General features: G+C 64.6%; 22 protein-coding genes. 7 read left to right on the forward strand and 15 right to left on the reverse strand.

What is annotated here, in order from left to right; translation table 11 throughout:
• Nucleotides 1–41 precede the first annotated feature (41 nt).
• The 3 genes from AC0L3J_RS12870 to AC0L3J_RS12880 form a co-directional block, all read right to left on the reverse strand.
• Nucleotides 42–542, reverse strand: a complete 501-nt coding sequence (locus AC0L3J_RS12870; protein WP_148775145.1) for a hypothetical protein — start codon at nucleotides 540–542, stop codon at nucleotides 42–44.
• Nucleotides 539–1,150 (reverse strand): permease, encoded by a 612-nt coding sequence (locus AC0L3J_RS12875; protein WP_027514083.1) that lies wholly within the window; start codon nucleotides 1,148–1,150, stop codon nucleotides 539–541. The genes AC0L3J_RS12870 and AC0L3J_RS12875 overlap by 4 nt, the downstream gene beginning before the upstream one ends.
• Before the next feature lie 185 nt (nucleotides 1,151–1,335).
• Entirely contained in the window at nucleotides 1,336–1,932 is a 597-nt protein-coding gene (locus tag AC0L3J_RS12880) for a superoxide dismutase (RefSeq protein ID WP_211381291.1), read from the reverse strand.
• A 237-nt stretch (nucleotides 1,933–2,169) separates the two neighbouring features.
• Between AC0L3J_RS12880 and AC0L3J_RS12885 the strand changes: the two genes are divergently transcribed.
• The 3 genes from AC0L3J_RS12885 (at nucleotide 2,170) to AC0L3J_RS12895 (ending at nucleotide 4,707) form a co-directional block, all read left to right on the forward strand.
• On the forward strand, nucleotides 2,170–2,697 hold the full coding sequence (locus AC0L3J_RS12885) for a GNAT family N-acetyltransferase (RefSeq protein ID WP_473347225.1): 528 nt from the start codon (nucleotides 2,170–2,172) through the stop codon (nucleotides 2,695–2,697).
• A gap of 82 nt (nucleotides 2,698–2,779) precedes the next feature.
• Entirely contained in the window at nucleotides 2,780–4,165 is a 1,386-nt protein-coding gene (locus tag AC0L3J_RS12890) for an MATE family efflux transporter (protein ID WP_473347226.1), read from the forward strand.
• Between the two features lie 107 nt (nucleotides 4,166–4,272).
• Nucleotides 4,273–4,707, forward strand: a complete 435-nt coding sequence (locus AC0L3J_RS12895; protein WP_247462933.1) for a DUF2147 domain-containing protein — start codon at nucleotides 4,273–4,275, stop codon at nucleotides 4,705–4,707.
• 4 nt (nucleotides 4,708–4,711) lie between these two features.
• Here AC0L3J_RS12895 and AC0L3J_RS12900 read toward each other — a convergent pair whose 3' ends face one another.
• Nucleotides 4,712–5,851 (reverse strand): DUF3095 domain-containing protein, encoded by a 1,140-nt coding sequence (locus tag AC0L3J_RS12900; protein ID WP_473347227.1) that lies wholly within the window; start codon nucleotides 5,849–5,851, stop codon nucleotides 4,712–4,714.
• A gap of 176 nt (nucleotides 5,852–6,027) precedes the next feature.
• On the opposite strand from AC0L3J_RS12900, the gene AC0L3J_RS12905 reads away from it, so the two are divergent.
• Entirely contained in the window at nucleotides 6,028–6,453 is a 426-nt protein-coding gene (locus AC0L3J_RS12905) for a ribbon-helix-helix domain-containing protein (protein ID WP_473347228.1), read from the forward strand.
• Nucleotides 6,454–6,457: 4 nt separating this feature from the next.
• Here AC0L3J_RS12905 and AC0L3J_RS12910 read toward each other — a convergent pair whose 3' ends face one another.
• The 5 genes from AC0L3J_RS12910 to AC0L3J_RS12930 all read right to left on the reverse strand — a co-directional run bounded on the left by AC0L3J_RS12910 (nucleotide 6,458) and on the right by AC0L3J_RS12930 (nucleotide 11,083).
• A complete protein-coding gene (locus AC0L3J_RS12910; protein ID WP_473347229.1) occupies nucleotides 6,458–6,673 on the reverse strand; it encodes a hypothetical protein in 216 nt (71 codons plus the stop codon).
• A gap of 125 nt (nucleotides 6,674–6,798) precedes the next feature.
• Nucleotides 6,799–7,521: an SDR family NAD(P)-dependent oxidoreductase gene (locus tag AC0L3J_RS12915; RefSeq protein WP_473347230.1), complete on the reverse strand. Its 723-nt coding sequence runs from the start codon at nucleotides 7,519–7,521 to the stop codon at nucleotides 6,799–6,801.
• Nucleotides 7,514–8,896, reverse strand: coding sequence for a class I adenylate-forming enzyme family protein (locus tag AC0L3J_RS12920; RefSeq protein ID WP_473347231.1), 1,383 nt, complete (start codon nucleotides 8,894–8,896; stop codon nucleotides 7,514–7,516). Before AC0L3J_RS12920 ends, AC0L3J_RS12915 begins: the two co-directional genes overlap by 8 nt.
• On the reverse strand, nucleotides 8,883–9,128 hold the full coding sequence (locus tag AC0L3J_RS12925; protein ID WP_007597226.1) for an acyl carrier protein: 246 nt from the start codon (nucleotides 9,126–9,128) through the stop codon (nucleotides 8,883–8,885). Before AC0L3J_RS12925 ends, AC0L3J_RS12920 begins: the two co-directional genes overlap by 14 nt.
• Before the next feature lie 140 nt (nucleotides 9,129–9,268).
• Complete coding sequence (locus AC0L3J_RS12930; protein ID WP_473347232.1) at nucleotides 9,269–11,083, reverse strand: long-chain-acyl-CoA synthetase; 1,815 nt, start codon at nucleotides 11,081–11,083, stop codon at nucleotides 9,269–9,271.
• A 232-nt stretch (nucleotides 11,084–11,315) separates the two neighbouring features.
• On the opposite strand from AC0L3J_RS12930, the gene AC0L3J_RS12935 reads away from it, so the two are divergent.
• Complete coding sequence (locus tag AC0L3J_RS12935; protein WP_473347319.1) at nucleotides 11,316–12,296, forward strand: Bug family tripartite tricarboxylate transporter substrate binding protein; 981 nt, start codon at nucleotides 11,316–11,318, stop codon at nucleotides 12,294–12,296.
• 45 nt (nucleotides 12,297–12,341) lie between these two features.
• On the opposite strand, the gene AC0L3J_RS12940 is transcribed toward AC0L3J_RS12935, so the two are convergent.
• The 6 genes from AC0L3J_RS12940 to AC0L3J_RS12965 all read right to left on the reverse strand — a co-directional run bounded on the left by AC0L3J_RS12940 (nucleotide 12,342) and on the right by AC0L3J_RS12965 (nucleotide 17,284).
• On the reverse strand, nucleotides 12,342–12,611 hold the full coding sequence (locus tag AC0L3J_RS12940; protein WP_473347233.1) for a DUF3551 domain-containing protein: 270 nt from the start codon (nucleotides 12,609–12,611) through the stop codon (nucleotides 12,342–12,344).
• 33 nt (nucleotides 12,612–12,644) lie between these two features.
• The gene (locus tag AC0L3J_RS12945; protein WP_027514094.1) at nucleotides 12,645–12,926 is read right to left on the reverse strand and encodes a DUF3551 domain-containing protein; all 282 of its coding nucleotides are present in this window, start codon (nucleotides 12,924–12,926) and stop codon (nucleotides 12,645–12,647) included.
• Nucleotides 12,927–13,054: 128 nt separating this feature from the next.
• The gene (htpG, locus tag AC0L3J_RS12950; protein WP_473347234.1) at nucleotides 13,055–14,932 is read right to left on the reverse strand and encodes a molecular chaperone HtpG; all 1,878 of its coding nucleotides are present in this window, start codon (nucleotides 14,930–14,932) and stop codon (nucleotides 13,055–13,057) included.
• Between the two features lie 122 nt (nucleotides 14,933–15,054).
• Nucleotides 15,055–15,468, reverse strand: coding sequence for a hypothetical protein (locus AC0L3J_RS12955; protein ID WP_027514096.1), 414 nt, complete (start codon nucleotides 15,466–15,468; stop codon nucleotides 15,055–15,057).
• Between the two features lie 248 nt (nucleotides 15,469–15,716).
• Nucleotides 15,717–16,316 carry a nuclear transport factor 2 family protein gene (locus AC0L3J_RS12960; protein WP_473347235.1) on the reverse strand — a complete coding sequence of 200 codons (600 nt, stop codon included), beginning with the start codon at nucleotides 16,314–16,316 and terminating at the stop codon, nucleotides 15,717–15,719.
• Nucleotides 16,317–16,477: 161 nt separating this feature from the next.
• Nucleotides 16,478–17,284: a response regulator gene (locus tag AC0L3J_RS12965; protein WP_027565571.1), complete on the reverse strand. Its 807-nt coding sequence runs from the start codon at nucleotides 17,282–17,284 to the stop codon at nucleotides 16,478–16,480.
• 221 nt (nucleotides 17,285–17,505) lie between these two features.
• Between AC0L3J_RS12965 and AC0L3J_RS12970 the strand changes: the two genes are divergently transcribed.
• Entirely contained in the window at nucleotides 17,506–17,739 is a 234-nt protein-coding gene (locus AC0L3J_RS12970; protein ID WP_007597239.1) for a NepR family anti-sigma factor, read from the forward strand.
• Entirely contained in the window at nucleotides 17,739–18,287 is a 549-nt protein-coding gene (locus AC0L3J_RS12975; RefSeq protein ID WP_007597240.1) for a sigma-70 family RNA polymerase sigma factor, read from the forward strand. Before AC0L3J_RS12970 ends, AC0L3J_RS12975 begins: the two co-directional genes overlap by 1 nt.
• Nucleotides 18,288–18,353 lie beyond the last annotated feature (66 nt).

Raw genomic sequence — 18,353 nt, forward strand, 5'->3', positions numbered from 1 at the left:
CGAAACGTTATATTATAACATTACCCCTGTCCACGCCGGGCTCAGGGCTTGCCGATCACCATGGCGATGGCGGCGGCGACGAACGGGAACGGCACCGAAACCGCACAGCGGAACCAGACGAAACGGGCCGGCATGAACGGAATCTCCCACAAAATCACCCGCTGGAAGGCAAACAGCGCCCAGGCGACGACGTAGGCCACCACCTGCGGCACCCCACCGCCCGATTTCAGCGCCACCGTACCGATGGAGAACCCGATCACCGGGCCGCCGGGGGTCGCGGCCCCGGCGACCACGGCAGTCGCGACCCCAAGCCAGCCGCTATCCGGGCCGAGCCAGCCGCTGATCACCTCCTGCGGGATGATGGCAGCGATGTAGCCGGAGCCGATCACCCCCAGCGCGATCCGCGGCACGATGTTGATGAAGTCCATCGAGCCTTCGCGCAGCGAGGCCTTGAACACCGGTGGGCCGCGGCGAAAGGCGATCAGGCCAACGCCGAACACCGAGCCCCACAACAGGATGTCGATCAGAAGCGCGGCGCTCAATTCTCGTCGTCCTTGATGGCCGGCTTCGGATAAAGCCGGACGTAGACGAAGCGGCCGAGCGCGCCTGCGAGCACCGGCAACGGCAGCGAGATGACGATGCGCCACAGCGTGAAGTCGGTGCCCATGATCGGGATCTCCCAGGCCACGGCCCGGCCATAGCCGATCAAGGTCCAGCTCACGACCATGGCGATGGTGGCACCGAAATCGGCGCCGACCGCGAGCAGCGCACTCGCCACGGGATAGGCGGTGAAGGGACCGCCGGGCAGGATCGCGCCGAATGCGGTGCCGATCAGAAGGCCTTTCAGGCCCGATTTCGGCCCGAGCGCACGCGAGACTTTTTCGTGCGGCAGGATCTCGGAGATGAACGCGCCGAGCAGGCAACCGGCGAGCACGCGCGGCAGGATGCCGCCGAACAGCGAGAGATCGTGAGTCAGTATGTCGAGAACACCGTCGGTGCCGTCACGCCGCCAGACCAGACCCGCGCTCACCGCCACCAGCGCTGCGATGATGATGGTCGACCAGCCGATCGGCTTGCGCACGCGACCCGGCCGCGGCTCGGAGTCCGCGTCCTCGGCGGGCGCCGGGTCTTTCGGGGAAGGTTCTGACAACGGGCGCGTTCGGCTCGAGGGTGATGCCCGTCCTGATTAAGGGCGCCGCGGATGCGATGCAAACAGTACGATGACGGGAGCGATGCGCACCTCGCGCAGGGCCATGCGAGGTGAAGTGCGAATTCCGCACAGCAAAAAGGCGGCCGCGCATGCGACCGCCTTTCGCTATTCCGATGAGGCTTAACTCAGGCCTTGTCGAACAGGGACTCGACGTATTCCCAGTTCACGAGGTTCTCGACAAACGCCTTCAGATAATCGGGACGGCGGTTGCGATAGTCGATGTAGTAGGAGTGCTCCCAGACGTCGCAGCCGAGGATCGGGGTGGCGCCGTGCACCAGCGGATTCTCGCCGTTCGGGGTCTTGGCAATCTCGAGCTTGCCGTTCTTGACCTGGAGCCAGCACCAGCCGGAGCCGAACTGGCCGACGCCGGCCGCCTGGAAGTCCGTCTTGAACTTCTCGAAGCCGCCGAGGTCCTCGTTGATCTTCTTCTCGAGCTTGCCCGGCAGCTTGGTGCCGCCGCCATTGGGCTTCATCCAGCTCCAGAAATGGATGTGGTTGTAGTGCTGGCCGGCATTGTTGAACACCGCGGGGTTCTTGCCGAACGAGCCCTTGACGATCTCCTCAAGGGACTTGCCTTCCCATTCGGTGCCCTTGAGCGCGTTGTTGCCGTTGGTGACATAGGCCTGATGATGCTTGTCGTGGTGGAATTCGAGCGTTTCCTTCGACATGAATTGTCCGAGGGCGTCATAGGCGTAGGGGAGTGGGGGCAGCGTAAAGGTCATGGGTGTTGTCCGCGACTGATGGGGGAACGAGACTTAACGGTCACCCCTTATAGAAGGTTCCGTGGCCGTTAAATACCGCGAATTTTGCAAAAGGCGTGGTGCGGCGGCTTGGCCGGATTGCATAAAATCGTCGCAAGGATGTCGGCGTTTCAACCAGGCCGTAAAATATCATTGCCTTTGAGGTGCTTATGGCAGAACGAAACGCACCGACGGCGCGGAGATGCGGAAGAGAGAGCGATGAGCATCGAGATCGACATTTTGAACGGCGACGCGTCCTGGCGGATGGCGGAGCCACTGCATCAGGCGGTCTTCGGACCTGATATCGTCGGGAAGCAGCCCTGGGCTCACGTCAAATGGGCCAATGCCGACCTGCGCGTGCTGATCGAGACGCCCGAGGATGGTCTCGTCTGCCATGTCGGCATCTACTTCCGCACCGTCACCTGGAATGGGCAGAAGGTTCACATCGGCGGCATCGGCGGAGTCTGCACGCGGGAGGACCGGCGCGGCCGCGGCTATGCGACCATGGCGATCGATGCCGCGGTGCATACCATGCGCGCCAACGAGGCGGTCCGCTTCGCGCTGCTGCTCTGCGAGCCGCACAATGTCGCCTTTTACCAGGCCCGCAGCTGGCTCCCCTTCAAGGGCGAGGTCCATTGCGAGCAGCCGGAGGGGCGGATCCGCTTCACCCACATGGCGCCCTATGTCTGCAACATCGTCAGCGCGCCGACGCTGGGCACCATCGACCTCTGCGGCCTGCCCTGGTGAGCCCTGCGTGAGGCGCGGCTGGTGCCGGGGCTGCACGCCATATAATATGTCGATCATCATCCAATATTCCGCGCGGTGACACATGACGATCGACGCCTCCCTGGACGCCGTGCCGCCGCCTGCCCCGGTCGCCTCCCCCATCGCCAGCTTGCTGACGGCACCGATCCTGCCGACACTGCTGCGGCTTGCGATCCCCAACATGATCGCGATGGTCGGCAGCACGCTGGTTGCGATCGCCGAGACCTCCTATATCGGCCGGCTCGGCACGATCCCGCTCGCAGCGATCGCGCTGGTGTTTCCGTTCGCCATGCTGACGCAGATGATGAGCGCAGGCGCGATGGGCGGCGGCGTCTCGTCTGCGATCAGCCGCGCGCTCGGCGCAGGCGACAGGACCCGAGCGGCGACGCTGGCGCTGCATGCCGCCATCATCGGCCTCTGCGGCGGGCTTTTTTTCACGGTGACGATGCTCGTCTTCGGCCGCTCGTTCTTCACGCTGCTGGGCGGGCGCGAGCGCGTGCTCGAGGAAGCCAGCGGCTATTCGCAAATGCTGTTCTCCGGCGCGGTCGCGATCTGGCTCGTCAACACGCTGGCCTCGGTGATCCGCGGCACCGGCGACATGCGTCTGCCCTCGATGGCGCTGATCGGGACGAGCGTGCTCCAGATCGCGCTCGGCGGCACGCTGGGGCTCGGCCTGTTCGGTGTGCCGCAATTCGGCATGCCCGGTGTCGCCGCCGGTCAGTTGATCGCGTTCACCTGTGCCGCGATCTTTTTCCTCTGGTATCTCTGGTCCGGCCGCAGCCGGCTGCCGCTGGATTTCCGCGCGTTCCATTTCGATCGCGCGTTGTTCTTCGACATCCTCAAGGTCGGCGCGGTCGCCTGCCTGTCGCCGCTCCAGACCGTGCTCACCATTTTGATCTTCACCAAGATCCTGGCGACCTTCGGCACCGAGATGCTGGCCGGCTATGGCATCGGCTCGCGGCTGGAATTCCTGCTGATCCCGATCACCTTCGCCTTCGGCATCGCCTCGGTGCCGATGGTCGGCATGGCGATGGGCGCCGGACAGGTGAAGCGCGCGCGGCGCGTGGCCTGGACCGCCGCCGCGGCCTCGGGAATCACGGTTGGCCTGATCGGCGTCGTCATCGCGCTCGATCCATCCCTGTGGGTTTCGCTCTTCACCAGGGATCCCGGCGTTGCCGCCGCCGCGCACAGCTATTTCCATTGGGCGGGCCCGACCTTCGTGTTCTTCGGCATCGGCGTGTCGCTTTATTTCTCCTCGCAAGGCGCGGCGCGCGTCGGCGGTCCCGTGCTCGCCTCCACCGCGCGGCTTCTGATCGTCGCAATCGGCGGCGGCACCCTCATGATGGCGCAGGCTCCGGCCTGGACCCTGTTCGCGCTGGTTGGCGGCGCCATGGCGGTGTTCGGGCTTTCGACCGCGGCCTCGGTCGCCTTGGTGCGCTGGGGCAAATGAGCACAGGTCAATGCACGCAGGCAAATAAACGCGGGAATGTGATTCCATCCAGCGTTGCACTATCCTGCTAGGCTGCTATGGAGGCGCTCCACTTCGGGGCTCTCTCCATGACTTCCAGATTCGCTGCTCTCATCGTCCTTCTGGCTGCGCTCCTTGGCGCGACTGCCGCCCATGCGCAGAGCGCCGACGGGACCTGGCTGACCCAGGCCGGCGATGCCCGCGTCAAGATCAGCAAATGCGGCGGCGGCATCTGCGGCAACGTCGTCTGGCTGCGTGAACCCCACGACACCGCGACCGGCCAGCCCGCCACCGACAGCAAAAATCCCAATCCCGCCCTCGCCAGGCGCCCGATGATCGGCTTGCCGTTGTTCAGCGGCATGCAGCCTTCCGGGCCGAACAAATGGTCGGGCCAGATCTACAATGCCGACGACGGCAGCACCTATGCGAGCAGCGTTACGGTGACATCAGCGGATTCGCTGCGGGTCGAAGGCTGCGTCGGCGCGCTCTGCGGCGGCGAAACGTGGACCCGCGCGGGGCGCTAGCGCTTCACGCCATCATTGCCTTCAGCGCCGTCGCCGCCGAGGCGTAGCCGCCCCGCGCGCCGTCGATGAAATGGACGTGGTCGCTGCGCAGCGCCGACGGGGTGAAGCAGGTCATCATCGCGGCGTCCTGCTGGTGGAGCCCGTAACGCACGATGCCGTCGCGCGCGGCAGTCGCGAGGCGATCGCTGAGGGCACGCTCGAGCTCCGGCGTACAGTCGAGGATCATGCGCAGGCCGTCGTCGTATTTTCGGAAGTCGGAGTTCTCCACGACCTGCCGCTTATAAAGCTTCGGCACGAAGCCGCCGACCTTGAGATCGAAGCGCATGATCAGATAGACGAACAGCGTATAGGCCAGCACGCTGGCGCGGCGTGCGAGCAACGGACCTCCGCGCTTGGTGCGCGCCTCATAGTCCAGCCCCTGCGGCGGCCATGTCAGCGGCGGCCCTTGCGGCGGCACGGGCCGACCGGCATCCGGGCTGCGCTCGACGAGATGGATGATGTCCTCGATCACCTTGCGGAATGCCGAGGGATCGGCGTCCTGGGTCGGCATCACCAGCACGGACAGGATCAGGCCGCGCGCAGCCGGAATGACCTCGAAGCGGCAGGACAGGCCGGAGAGATCGGGCTGCGTGCCCGCGGGCGCTTCGGTGATCGCAAACTCGCCGCGCTTCATCGCGGCGTCGGCCCAGGCGAGCCCGCCGCCAGAAAACATCGCATAAGACAAATTGGCCGACGGACCAAAGCGCGCGACGCGCACGTCGAGGCCCTGCGCGCGGATGGCGCTCACCGGCACCAGCGCGACGCGCATCCCCAAATCGAGATCTTCCCGCACCCAGGTCGCGGTCGCAGCCAAGGCCTCGCGGGCCGGCTCGAGATCGCGGGGCGCGACCGCAAAACTCGCGCCGTCACCGCCGAACACGAAGGGAAATTCGCGTCCCTCCAATGCGTTCGTCACGGCCGCGATCACGGCGGCACCGGCCATGTTCACCGCCTTGTAGCGCTGCGCCGCGATGGCCTTAGTGGAATCCACGATGTCGGCAACGCCGATGCTCCAATCGTCCGGCAGCGGCGAGTACAAAGCGGGGTCCATCAGGCTGGTGAAGCCGCGAAAGACCGGAATGCCGCTATAGAACGCTGATGTCATCGGATGATGCCGGATGGTTGGGACGCACGTCCAAAAGACATACGTAGCAGAATCGATTCGGGTTCGCCGGGAGCGCGCTCTTGCAACCATTGGCCGAAATGGACCCGGACAACAAGACGAGGGCGCGCTGCAATGCCACAGAAGGTCATTGATCGGCATCAAACAGCGGGCCGCAAATGGCGTCTAGTCTCGATGATCTCACATGGTTGCGCGGGAACATCGACGTGTCCGACTTCGACGGGAAGGACTCCATCGCTCCGGTACGCCGGCGCACCGGGCGTGATCCCATCAGCGCGGTGAAGATGCCGGAAAGCCTGACCGCAGCCGTCGATAGCTGGGCCGAAACCCATCACCTGTCGCGCTCCGATGCTATCCGCACGCTGGTCGAGCTGGGCCTGAAGGTCGCGCCTCCGGCACTCCGGCCAGGGCACCCGCTCGCCTCGGATGCCACCAGGATCGAAGAGCTCGCAGTGCATGAACTCGAGGGACTGCTCGATCCCGCCCTGTCTGAAGACGAACGCGAGCGCCGGATCCGCCGCCTGACCGACGGCCCGCCGGAGTTCTCACACGAATGGATTGACCTGCCGAAGCACCGGACCTGAATATCTAGTGCAGCTTCTCGCCCTCGCACTTGCGCAGCGCAGATGAGGGTACGTCGTGGCAGCCGACCAGACGCACGAGTTTCTGCGGATACATTTCGTAACCGTGATCACCGGAATTTTGATGAGACATCGGTTGGCAGTGAATGGCCTGGCTGTGAACGTCGCTTTGCTGTGCGCAAGATGGCTTTGCCGACGCCTTGATCTGGCTCGAAGCGGTCATGGACTGCTCCCTATCGATTAGGGCAGATCGATTGACGTAAGCCAATCGATTGCGCGGCATCTTACGACCAAATCCGGATGATGTCATTGCGCCGGATCAATGCAATTGTGGCGATGGAGTTCCGCTTACGCCGTGTTGCCCGCGTCGACCGTGAACACGGTACCCGTCACATTGCGACCGCCCTCGCCCAGCAGATATTCCACCATGCGAGCGACGTCGTCGGTCTCCGGCAGGCGGCGCAGCGCGCTGCGGCCGGCGATGCGCTTGCGGCTGTCGTCGGAGAGATTGTGCGTCAGCTCGGTGTCGATGAAACCGGGCGCGATCGCGTTCACGGTGATGCCGAGCTTGCCGACCTCGCGCGCGAGCGAACGGGTGAAGCCTGTGGCGGCGGCCTTGGTCGCACCGTAAACCGAGAGGCCGTTATAGCCGGTGGTCGCGATGATCGAGGAGATGTTGATGATGCGGCCGGCACCGTCGGCCATCATCTGGCGTGCGACATATTTGGTGAGAATGATCGGCGACAACACGTTGAGCTGTACCAGCGCCTCGATCTCGGAATTGTGCATGGTCGCGAGCAGGCCTTCGGTGCCGAGGCCGGCGTTGTTGACGAGGCCGTAGATCGGGCCGAATTCATCGCGCACGAGTTTGGCATAGGCCGGGATCGCGTCGATCACGGCGAGATCACAGGCGCGGAAATGCAGGCGCCCTTCCGACCCGGCGATCGCCGCCGTGAGCTCGTCGCTCTCGCGCCGCGCCGCCGCGATCACGTTGTAGCCGGCATCGACAAGCCGCCTGCCGATCGCAAGGCCGATGCCGCGGCTGCCGCCGGTGACGAGGACATTATGCATCGGTGCGCGCCAGTTTGCCGGCCGGGGTGACGTCGAGCGCCTCGACGAAGCGGATCACCGCCGGCACCTTGTGGGACGCGAGCTGCGCGCGGCACTGATCCAGGATCTGGTCGCGGATCTCTTTCGCGCGCGCCGGATCGGTGCCGTCGGCGAGGATCACGTCGGCGACGACGATGCCGCCGGTGATCGGGCTCTTGCGTGACTTCGCCCGCGACATCCGCACGTCGGGATGACGGTTGATCACCGCCTCGATCTCTTCGGGGTGAACCTTCAGCCCGCCAATATTGATGATGCCGCCGCGGCGGCCGACGAAATAGTAGCGGTCGCCGCGCAATTCGACGATATCGCCGCTGTCGACATACCCGTCTGCATCGGTGAGCGCAGCCGCGTCGCGGCCGATATAGGCGTGCGCCGTGCGCGTCGAGCGGATACGTAGCGAGCCGTCGACGACCTTCATCTCGACGCCGTTGCGGTTGCCGAGATAGTCGGCCGGAAAGCCTTCCAGCCCGTCATTGACGGCAAAGCCGACGCCGGCCTCGGTGGATGCATAGGCATGGCCAACGGAGGAATTCGGGAACGCCGCCTTCAGGCCGTCCAGCACCGCCTGATCGGCGATCTCGCCGGAGAGGCGGACATAGCGCGGCGCGAACTGCGCGGCCGCACCGCTCATCAACAGCTTGCGCCAGTGCGAGGGCGTGCCGGAGATGTGGGAGACGGCGCGCGCGTTCAGCCGCGTGACGTGATCGCCGAGCGCCTCATGCGGATCGGACAGCACCATCGAACCGCCGGAGAGGATGGCGCGGAGGAATATCTGCAGGCCGCCATAGCGGCGGATGTCGTAGAACGTCGCCCATACCGGCGCGGGTCCACGCGCCGGGCCTTCGGCGACGATGGCGCCGGTGAGCGCTTCCAGCGTATGGCCGACGATCTTCGGCACGCCCGACGTGCCCGAAGTGAGCATCAGCCACTCCGTGGCGCGTTCGGTCCTGGCCGGCGCCATGGCTTGAAGCGGCAGTTGAGCGGTGACGACCATCGGCACGCCGGTCTCGGCCCAGCGATCGGGCTCGTCGGTGACGACGGCATCGATCCCGGCATCCGACATCAGCGCATCGAGATGCGCGGGATTGAGATCGGGCGGGCACAGCAGCATGCGGCGGGCAATACCGTCGAGCTCGATCATGGCAAGGCCCGATCGGAGCTGGTCGGACAATTTCAGCAGCACCGCGCGCCCGGACAGCTCGCCCAGACGGCCACCCAGGACCGTCTGCGACAGGATATCGGACAGCGACACGACATGGTGCGCATCCGACAGCGTGCGGCCGGTCAGCTCCGCGCCGAGATGGTCGCGAAGCGCAAAGATCTCACGCGGGGACATTTTCGTAGGCCCGCACGAAATCGCCTACGGTGGCGGGGAACGCTGCGTCCTCGGAGATGGTGAAGGGGTCGACGCCGGTCTCGTCCTCGAGGCGCGCCACCAGGATGGCGAAGGCGAGCGAGTCGAAGCCCGTCTCGTGCAGGGACAGATCGTCCGAGAGTGCGGGAAGCGCGACGTGCTGCTCCTTGGCGATCTGCTGGATCGCTTCAATGACCTTAGACCGTACCGACATGGCTGGCTCGCTTCTGTTGTCGTTCGTGTTACGGCGGCTCTTGATGACCGCCTCCCTGGGCCGCTTGTTTACCCGATAGAAGTAAATGGCTTCTTGGACAATTCGGATAAAATTGGACCTATCTCCGAATTTTCGTGCGACTAGAGCCGGATCGTGCCCTCGTTGATTTGCGCATATGTCTCCGCGTCCAGCGCGACATAGGTGCCGGCCTTCGGGTCCAGCATGAACAGCGGATCGGAGACCACGGCCGGATCAAATCCCTCGCGCGCGAGCTCGCCCTTTTTCTGCTTGAACGTCTCGGTCGCATCGAGCTCGCGCGAGATGCGTATGAAGACGGGATGAGCATAGGCCGGCAGGCGCTGAGCAAGATGGGCGGGCAGCGCCTCTAGGACGAAGCCCTCGTTTACCACGATCGCGCTCATGCCGGCGCGGCCGTCGGTACCGGGGATGCTGACGCCGTAGGTGGTGGCGTCGATCACGCCGCTGAAGTCGCGCACGGCGTCATTGACCTCCGAAGTCGCGACGTTCTCGCCCTTCCAGCGAAAGGTGTCGCCGATGCGGTCGACGAAATGGAAGAAACCCTTGTCGTCGAGCCGCATCAGATCGCCGGTGCGGAACCAGGAATCGCCCTTGGCAAAGACATCGCGCAGGATCTTCTTCTCGGTCTCGCTCGCGTCGGTGTAGCCCTCGAAGCGACCGCCGCCCTCATCCGCCGTGCCGATGCGTCCTATGGCTTCGCCGGGCTCGCCGCGCGCGCAGGGGATACAAAACCCCTCCGCATTGCGCAGCGGCGCGCCGTTATCGGGGTCGAGCTTGACGAGACCGGCAGGGAAACGATGCGCGAGCAGCGGCGGAACGCGGCCGATCGCGCCGGGCTGGCCCTCGACGTTGAACAGCGAGAAATTGCCTTCCGTCGCCGCGTAGAATTCGAGAATGCGCGGAATGGCGAAACGCGTCTGAAAATCGTCCCAGATGTCACCGCGCAGGCCGTTGCCGCAGACGAGCCGCAGGCGATGCCGGTTCTCGTATTCTGACGGCGGTGCCTTGAGCAGATAGCGGCAGAGCTCGCCGATATACTGAAACAACGTGCAGTCGTGGCGCACGATGTCGGGCCAGAAATTCGATGCTGAGAATTTTTCCGCGATCACCACCGAACCGCCGGCGGCAAGCATACTGCATGGCGCGACAATGCCGCCGACCGAGTGGAACAGCGGCAGGCAATCGTAGAGCCGATCCTGCGGTGTCGCGCCGGTGAGGCCGGCGAACCAAAAGCCCCAATTGAGGATGCGGCGGTGGCTGATGCTGGCGGCTTTCGGCAGGCCGGTCGTCCCGGACGTGTAGATCAGCAGGGCCCGGTCGTCGATGGTGACGTCGCCACGCTCGTCCGGCGAAAGCGGCCCGTCATCGAGCGCGGCAAGCGCGACATCGATCGCGCGCTCGCAGCGAGCATCGCCATGGGTCCAGACCTTTGCTTCCGTCTTCAGGGGTGGCGACGCGCCGTCCAGCGCATCCTCGAGCTCGTGCGCGACAATGATGTGGGCGGGCTTTGCTACTCCGATGCAATGCGCGAGCGATCGGCCGACGAGCTTGGTGTTGATCATCGCCACCACGCCGCCGACCCGACTGATGCCGAGCCAGGCCGCGACATAGTCGATGCCGTTCGGCATGATCAGCGCGACAGTATCGCCCTTGGCCACACCGGCCGAGCGCGCCCACCGCGCATAACGATTGATGCGTCTTGAAAGCCCCTCATAGTCGAGGCTCGCGTGATCGGTGGCCAGCGCAATGCGATCGGGCTGGCGCTGCGCCCAATCATCGACGACATCGGCGAACAGCCGGCCCGGCAACGTCTCGATCCGTGCGGTGAGCTCGATCGCCTTCAGCCAGATTTTCGAAGCCGAAGGTGCGCGCGCGGCTTTCGGTTGCTCGATGACGCCGGTTGTCATGCCGTTCATTCTTTCGGAACGTGTCTGCTGGTTCCGAGAGCTTAGCTCGCACGCCCTGCTCAGGTGTTAAGAGACAAGGTAAAACCGGGTTAGTGGGTGATTAACTCTAGTCATCCTTTACCAAGCCAGTGGGATCGGCGTGCGCGGCCTCGCAATTCTTGCGATAGCAAGGCCAGTTGTCGGGGCGCGCTGCGCGTGTCCCCTTGCCCCGCTTGCAGCGCAAGGTGAACTGGAGAGCATGATGATCACCAAGCGACATTTCATTCAGGCTGCGGCCGCTGCGGCAACCGTGCTCGCCACGCCACGCGCCTTTGCGATCGGGAATCCCTCCTATCCCTCGCATAGCGTGAAATGGGTGGTGCCCTATGCGCCGGGCGGGGCCACCGACGTGCTGTCGCGACTGCTCTGCCAGCGCCTCTCCGACCGGCTCGGCCAGACCTTCGTCGTCGAGAACAAGCCTGGCGCCGGCAGCAATATCGGGACACAGGCAGTGATCACGTCCGCCCCGGATGGTCACACCCTGCTGTTGACCTCGACCGCGAACGCCATCAACGCCTCGTTCGACCCGGCGCTGCCGTATGATTTCGCCAGGGGCATCGCGCCGGTCGCCGGCGTCGCGCGAATTCCGCTGGTGCTGGTCGTCAACAACGACCTGCCGGTGACCAGCGTCGCCGACTTCATCGCCTACGCCAAGGCCAATCCCGGCAAGATGTCGATCGCCTCTTCCGGCATCGGCACCTCGCTGCATCTCTCCGGCGAGCTGTTCAAGTCGCTGGCCGGCGTGCAGTTCATCCACGTGCCCTATCGCGGCTCGGCGCCCGGATTGACCGACGTGATGAGCGGCCAGATCCAGGGCATGTTCGACAACGTCACTTCATCCTTCGAGCTCGTGCGCGCCGGAAAATTGCGCGCGCTCGGCGTCACCACGCGCGAGCGCTCGGAGATTTTGCCGGACGTGCCATCGATCGCGGACACGCTCAGCGGCTACGAGACGAGTTCATTCTACGGCGTCGGCGCCCCGCACGACACGCCGCGCGAGATCGTCGACCTGCTCAATCGCGAAATCGACGCCGCGCTGTCGGATGCGGAGATCAAGTCCCGCATCGCCGGGCTCGGCGCGATCCCGCTGCACGGCAATGCCGGCGAATTTGGCGGCATGCTGACGGCGGAGACCGACCGCTGGCGCAAGGTGGTGGAGTTGTCGGGAATCAGGAAGGAGTAACGACCGCGCCTGCACGCGAAGCGGGAGCGTAGGATTCGCGCAGCGCTATCCGCCCCGATGATGGCGCGAGCGCTGCGGCGGTACGTTGAACGGATAATACGGATTGAGATCGCAACTGGCGGAGCGGCCTGAAGCGGTAGCTTGGCACTGCGGCACTGAGGTGAAGGAGCAATCATACCACTCCCCGCCACCGCCGTTCGCGCCGGAATAGACGTGCATGCAGACGGGATAGCGCGGATCGAAGGTCTGCGCATGCGACGGCGCGGCCGTGAGCAGGGCACCGACGGTCATGATCAGGCCGAATAAGCGACGCATAGGAATTCCCCCTGAAAGCCGCGTTGCGGATCGCTAGTGCACGTTCTTGTGACGCCGGCGCGGCGGCGGCGGGGGTTGGTCGAACGCATAGTAGGGATTGACGTCGCAGCTTGCCGAGCGGCCCGAGGCCGTGGCGCGGCACTGCGGCAGCGAGGTGAAGGAGCAATCGAAATAATCGCCGCCGCCCCCGCCGAAGCCGCCGGGCGTATAGACGTGCATGCACACCGGATAACGCGGATCATAGGTCTGGGCGCTGGCATCTGCCGCCACGAACAGCGTGACAATTGCGGTGAGGGTCAGGATCGGCAAACGCATGGAGAAATCCTCGAATCTGTCATGTCGGCGGCCCAGATGCCGGCCACCTCGTATGGCATAACACCACGGCAGAGGCGACCGTTCCTGCGCGTAAATGACGGCAAGGTGAGTGCGGTGCACTGCGCCCGCTACGCGCCGAGCCCTTGCAACACCAGCCGGTTCAATCTTGCCGCAAACGCCGCCGGGTCTTCCGGCAGTTCGCCGTCCAGGATCTGCGCCTGTTCGAGCAGGAGCAGGCTGAGATCGTCGACCGCCTTCGAGCCGGCCTGAGCCTTCGTGATCGCCGTGACCATCGGATGGCGCAGATTGATCTCGAGGATCGGCTTGGTGCGCATGCCGCGGTTCTGCTGGGCCAGGATGCGCTCGAGCTCGCGGCTCGGGCCCTGGCTGTCGGCAACGAGGCAGGACGCGGAACTGGTGAGGCGCGTCGATGCCTTGACGTCGCTGACGCGCTCGCCGAGCGCGGCCTTGATCACCGCGATGGTGGCGCCCTCGTCGGCGGCCGGCTCGTCCTTCTTCGCTTCGTCCACCTCGTCGACGCGCGGGATGAGGTCGAGATTGAGATCACCCTGGCTCAGCGACTTCAGCGGTTTGCCGTCGAACTCCGATGGCATCGAGGTCCAGAAGGCGTCGACGGGATCGGACAGCAGCAGCACTTCGATGCCACGCGCAGTCGCCGCCTCGAGCCGGGGGCTCGACTTCAGCCGCTCGATGCCGTCACCGACGAGATAATAGATCTCGGTCTGGTTCGGCTTGAAATCGGCAATGACGTCCTTGAGCGAGCGCCTCTCGCCCGAGGTCGTAGTGAAACGCGACAGCGCGAGCAGCTTTTCGCGGCGCTCGAAATCCTCGTAGATGCCTTCCTTCAGCACCGCGCCGAAGGCCTCCCAGATCTTCGCGAAGTTCTCCGGATCCTTCTCCGCAAGGCTTTCGAGCTCGGACAAGACGCGGGTCGCCACGGCCTTGCGGATCTGTGCGAGCTGCGGATTGTTCTGAAGCATCTCGCGGGAGATGTTGAGCGGGAGATCCTCGCTGTCGACGACGCCGCGGATGAAGCGGAGGTAGCCCGGCAGAAGATCGGCATCGTCGGTGATGAAGACGCGGCGGACATAGAGCTTGACGCGTCCCTTGCGGTTCGGCTCGAACAGGTCGAACGGCTTGGTCGAGGGCGCAAACAGCAGCACGGCGTAGGAGTAACGCCCCTCCGCGCGATAATGCAGCGTCATCGCGGGATCGTCGAAGGCGGAGGCGATCTGCTGATAAGCCTTCTTGTAGTCTTCCGGCGTGAGCTCGGATTTCGAGCGCTGCCACAGTGCGCTTGCAGAATTGATCTGACGCGGCTCGCCCTCTTCGGGCACGAGCTCGATGGGGAAGAGGATGTTGTCGGAATAAGCGGCGACGACACGCTCGATCTCGTAGGCTTCGAGATATTTCTTCGCATCGTCCTTGAGGTGCAGGACGATCTCGGTGCCGCGCTGCACGCGGGCCGCATCCTCCTCGCTGGCACGCGCGATCTCGAAGCCCGACCCGCCTGTGGACGTCCAGGTCCAGACGTCGCTCTCGCCGGCGCGGCGGCTGACCACGACGATCTTGTCGGCGACCATGAAAGCGGAATAGAAGCCGACGCCGAACTGGCCGATCAGGCCAAGTCCATCCTTGGCTTCCTTGAGCTTCGACACGAAGGCCTTGGTGCCCGAGCGGGCGATGGTGCCGAGGTGGTCGATCAGCTCCTGCCGCTCCATGCCGATGCCATTGTCAGCGATCGCAAGCGTTCCGGCCGTCTTGTTCGGAATGATCCGGATCTTGAGCGCGTCGCCCTCGCCCAGCAGCGCCGGACTCGCGATGGCCTTATAGCGCAGCTTGTCGCAGGCGTCCGATGCGTTGGAGACGAGCTCGCGCAGGAAGATATCGGTCTCGGAATAGACGGAGTGCACCATCAGGTGCAGAAGCTCGGAAACCTCGGCCTGGAAGGGCTGCGTATGCACAGCCGTGTCTGACGTCGTCATGCGTTTACCCGGTCAATCGAAAGGGAAAGAAACCCGGGATATAACGCGAGGGGGCAGGGGATCAAGTGGACGCAAGCAATCGCCCTCCAGGCGGAGGCCGACTTGTCCCTGGCAAATGCCGATCAGGTCACGCAGCGACCGGGCTGGAGCAGTTTTGCGACCTCGGTCAGGGAGCTGACCATCGGCTCGCAGGCAATCGTCGGCTTTTTGCGGCTCTGCTTCTGGTCCGGGAGCAACACCGGCGGCTTGGCGTTACCGGTCTCGATCACCGCGGGGACCCGCAGCAGCACCGACGTGTCGGCGAGATCGTTCAGCCGCATCGACACGGTACGGGTTGGAACCTCCGCCTGCTTGATGTCGGCGAGCCGGTCGGCTTTGCTGGAGCGATTGACGTTATGGCCCGGCTTGTCAGCGACCGCCTGCCAGCGGTCGGCCAGATCATGGCCGGAGGCCAGCTGCACGGCGCCGACCTGAACGGCGCCAAGCGTCGCGGCGAGCGCGACGGCGCCTAAAAATACCTTTTGGATCTGTGACATGGCTGTCGGTCCCTCGCCCCATGGCGATCGCGGGAACAACGCGAGGAGAGGACCGGGAGTTCTCAGTCGTTAAGATCACTTAACCGTGTGCGAAAAAGACACGACCTGCGAAAAATTTCGCAACCGCCTGGAACGACTTTCGCGGACGGGAGTCGTCTCAACAGCCGGCTATTCCCCCCTGCCCCATAAGCCGGCGACGTAGGGCGCGACTGTGGTGATGCCAGTCGCGCCTTACTTTTGTCTGGCGTTCAGTTCGCCTTCTCCGCGAGCCACTCCCGCCCCTCCCCATAGAGCTTCTCGACCTCGGGCCCGGTGAGGCCCGGCATGTCGCGCTTGACCTTGTAGCCGATCAGCTCCTGCATGTAGGCGAGGTGGCGGTAGCCTTCCGGGAGCGCGGCAAGGGCTTTCTGGTCGAGCTGAAGTGTCGCGGCGGGATCGACCGGGTCGATCCGGTCCTTCTCGTAGATCGGCTGGCGGCGGACGATGCCCCATTTTCCCTGCCGCTTCTCCAGGAAATCGTAGAAGCGCCCGGTGCAGACGACGTCGCAGTGCACGTCGTGCACCGGCGCGCGCTGCGAGATGGTCATCTTGGTCTGCGCGATGGCGCGCGCCCCCTCGAGGTCGATACTGCAGCCGCCCAGGAAATGCAGGATGCGCACGCCCTTGGCGAACCCCTCCTGGCTGACCCGCATGAAATCCCGCGCCGGCCCCTGAAACCAGGTGGCGGACATCCAGCCCTCTTCATGCCAGACCGTGGCAAAGCGCTCCCAGTCGCCGGCATCCCGCCACACCGCCCAGTTCTCGACGAGGTCGCGGATGGCGAGGCGATCGAGGAGTTGCTGGTCCATGAACACGTCTCCGATGCGCTGCGGCTGCAACGCGGCCGCTGCAGGAGGTATGAGCGGCGAATTCGATGGCCGTCAAGCGCGGCAACCTGGTCAACAAAAATCCGGCGCACCTTGCGGCACGCCGGATCGGATTTCGTCAAATGTCGGGAGTAGGCGCTCCCTTACGCCGCCGGCACTTTCGGCGCGCGGTTGCGGGAGTTGCGCTGGAAGAACAGGGCCTGGCTCGCCACCGCCGACACCATCGCCGGCTGGAACGGTTTTGAGATCAGGAACGCCGGCTCGGGACGCTCGCCGGTGAGGAAGCGCTCCGGGTAGGCGGTGATGAACACCACCGGCACCTCGAAGGTGCGGAGCAGCTCGTTCACGGCGTCGAGGCCCGACGAGCCGTCGGCGAGCTGGATGTCGGCGAGGATCAGGCCGGGCCGCCTGTTCTTTGCCAAGGCGACCGCATCGGCGTGGGTACGGGCGACGCCGACGACATTGTGGCCGAGATTCTTCACCAGGCTCTCGAGATCCATGGCGATGAAGGTCTCATCCTCAATGATCAGCACGTCGGTGGCGATCTCGGCGGCCATCTCACGTCCTGCAGCATCCGCAAGCCGGCGCGTCTCGCCGACGTCGGTGCCGAGAATGTAGCCGACCTCTTCTTCCGAAAATCCCTCGAGCGAGAGCAGCAGGAAGGCTTGCCGCGGCAATGGCGTGATGTTCGACAGCCGTCGCTCCGGGGGCATCGGCAAGTTCGTCACCTCGGAATCGTCGTTGACGGAAACGGAATTCCAGATTTGGGTGAACAGCCGGAACAGGCCGGCGCGCGGCCCGTGGCTCTCGTCGAGCACCGACGGATCCCCCAGCATGGCTTCCAACATGGCTGCGACATAGGCGTCACCGGAGGACTGGCTGCCCGTCAGGGCGCGCGCGTACCGGCGCAACAACGGCAAGTGTTCAGCAACGAGCTGTGAACGGGACATCCCCACTCCATATCATCATCGGGCCGACCTTGACGTGCAGGCGTTAGGCGGGGGGCCCGGGTTCCCCTGCTGGGCTGATTACGCCTCAGACTGAGAAAAGTTCCGCATGGGGGCGGAACTTTTTCTCGCAACTCGCATTGAGCCTATCCAGGGAACGGCTCCCGGTTGAGAGAACTTCTCGATTTTACAGTTACTTAACTCGGGGAAACGTGGAACAGGTCATGAAAGATCTCAAGTCTCAAGCCAGCAAAAGCACGACCCCCGGCAAGGGAGGGCTCACTCCGGAGATCCAGTCCCGGATCGGGCACCAGCTGCGCGCCATGTACGACGACGTGGTGCGGCAGGGGGTTCCGGACCGGTTCGCGGAACTAATCAAGAAACTTGATGCGCCGGGAGCGACACCCCAAGTGGAAAATGGTGGCGGCTCTAACGACAACAACAATGGGAGGGACTAATGCCTCTCACGGACTCCCTGCGTAACGACATCCTGGCGGCCGTGCCCAGTCTGCGCGCGTTCGCCATCTCGCTCAGCGGCAATGCCGATCGCGCCGACGATCTGGTTCAGGAGACGCTGTTGCGCGCGCTCGCCAACATCGACTCGTTCCAGCCCGGCTCCAATCTGCCGGCGTGGCTGTTCACGATCCTGCGCAACCTGTTCCGCTCCGACTATCGCAAGCGGCGGCGGGAAGTCGAGGACGCCGAAGGCAATTATGCCAAGACGCTGAAGACGCAGCCGTCGCAGAACGCACATCTCGAGTTCGAGGAATTCCGCACGGCGCTCGACAAGCTTCCGCAGGACCAGCGTGAAGCGCTGATCCTCGTCGGCGCCTCCGGCTTCTCCTATGAGGATGCGGCCTCGATCTGCGGCTGCGCAGTCGGCACGATCAAGAGCCGCGTGAACCGTGCGCGCTCCAAGCTCGCGGCACTGCTCTATGTCGATGGCGCCGAGGATTTCGGGCCCGACGAGACCATTCGCGCCGTGATCGGCGGCAGCGGCGGCTGACCGCCGGCGTCAATCCGACTGAGACCCCGATGAAGGCGGCCGCTTCCGCGGCCGTCTTCGTATGTC

Source organism: Bradyrhizobium sp. Kon37 (assembly GCF_055807535.1).

Coding starts and splice junctions, on each gene's coding strand:
- AC0L3J_RS12880 (WP_211381291.1), bottom strand. CDS start 1,932: ATGACCTTTACGCTGCCCCCACTCCCCTACGCCTATGACGCCCTCGGA.
- AC0L3J_RS12885 (WP_473347225.1), top strand. CDS start 2,170: ATGAGCATCGAGATCGACATTTTGAACGGCGACGCGTCCTGGCGGATG.
- AC0L3J_RS12890 (WP_473347226.1), top strand. CDS start 2,780: ATGACGATCGACGCCTCCCTGGACGCCGTGCCGCCGCCTGCCCCGGTC.
- AC0L3J_RS12895 (WP_247462933.1), top strand. CDS start 4,273: ATGACTTCCAGATTCGCTGCTCTCATCGTCCTTCTGGCTGCGCTCCTT.
- AC0L3J_RS12900 (WP_473347227.1), bottom strand. CDS start 5,851: ATGACATCAGCGTTCTATAGCGGCATTCCGGTCTTTCGCGGCTTCACC.
- AC0L3J_RS12905 (WP_473347228.1), top strand. CDS start 6,028: ATGGCGTCTAGTCTCGATGATCTCACATGGTTGCGCGGGAACATCGAC.
- AC0L3J_RS12910 (WP_473347229.1), bottom strand. CDS start 6,673: ATGACCGCTTCGAGCCAGATCAAGGCGTCGGCAAAGCCATCTTGCGCA.
- AC0L3J_RS12915 (WP_473347230.1), bottom strand. CDS start 7,521: ATGCATAATGTCCTCGTCACCGGCGGCAGCCGCGGCATCGGCCTTGCG.
- AC0L3J_RS12920 (WP_473347231.1), bottom strand. CDS start 8,896: ATGTCCCCGCGTGAGATCTTTGCGCTTCGCGACCATCTCGGCGCGGAG.
- AC0L3J_RS12925 (WP_007597226.1), bottom strand. CDS start 9,128: ATGTCGGTACGGTCTAAGGTCATTGAAGCGATCCAGCAGATCGCCAAG.
- AC0L3J_RS12930 (WP_473347232.1), bottom strand. CDS start 11,083: ATGAACGGCATGACAACCGGCGTCATCGAGCAACCGAAAGCCGCGCGC.
- AC0L3J_RS12935 (WP_473347319.1), top strand. CDS start 11,316: ATGATCACCAAGCGACATTTCATTCAGGCTGCGGCCGCTGCGGCAACC.
- AC0L3J_RS12940 (WP_473347233.1), bottom strand. CDS start 12,611: ATGCGTCGCTTATTCGGCCTGATCATGACCGTCGGTGCCCTGCTCACG.
- AC0L3J_RS12945 (WP_027514094.1), bottom strand. CDS start 12,926: ATGCGTTTGCCGATCCTGACCCTCACCGCAATTGTCACGCTGTTCGTG.
- htpG (WP_473347234.1), bottom strand. CDS start 14,932: ATGACGACGTCAGACACGGCTGTGCATACGCAGCCCTTCCAGGCCGAG.
- AC0L3J_RS12955 (WP_027514096.1), bottom strand. CDS start 15,468: ATGTCACAGATCCAAAAGGTATTTTTAGGCGCCGTCGCGCTCGCCGCG.
- AC0L3J_RS12960 (WP_473347235.1), bottom strand. CDS start 16,316: ATGGACCAGCAACTCCTCGATCGCCTCGCCATCCGCGACCTCGTCGAG.
- AC0L3J_RS12965 (WP_027565571.1), bottom strand. CDS start 17,284: ATGTCCCGTTCACAGCTCGTTGCTGAACACTTGCCGTTGTTGCGCCGG.
- AC0L3J_RS12970 (WP_007597239.1), top strand. CDS start 17,506: ATGAAAGATCTCAAGTCTCAAGCCAGCAAAAGCACGACCCCCGGCAAG.
- AC0L3J_RS12975 (WP_007597240.1), top strand. CDS start 17,739: ATGCCTCTCACGGACTCCCTGCGTAACGACATCCTGGCGGCCGTGCCC.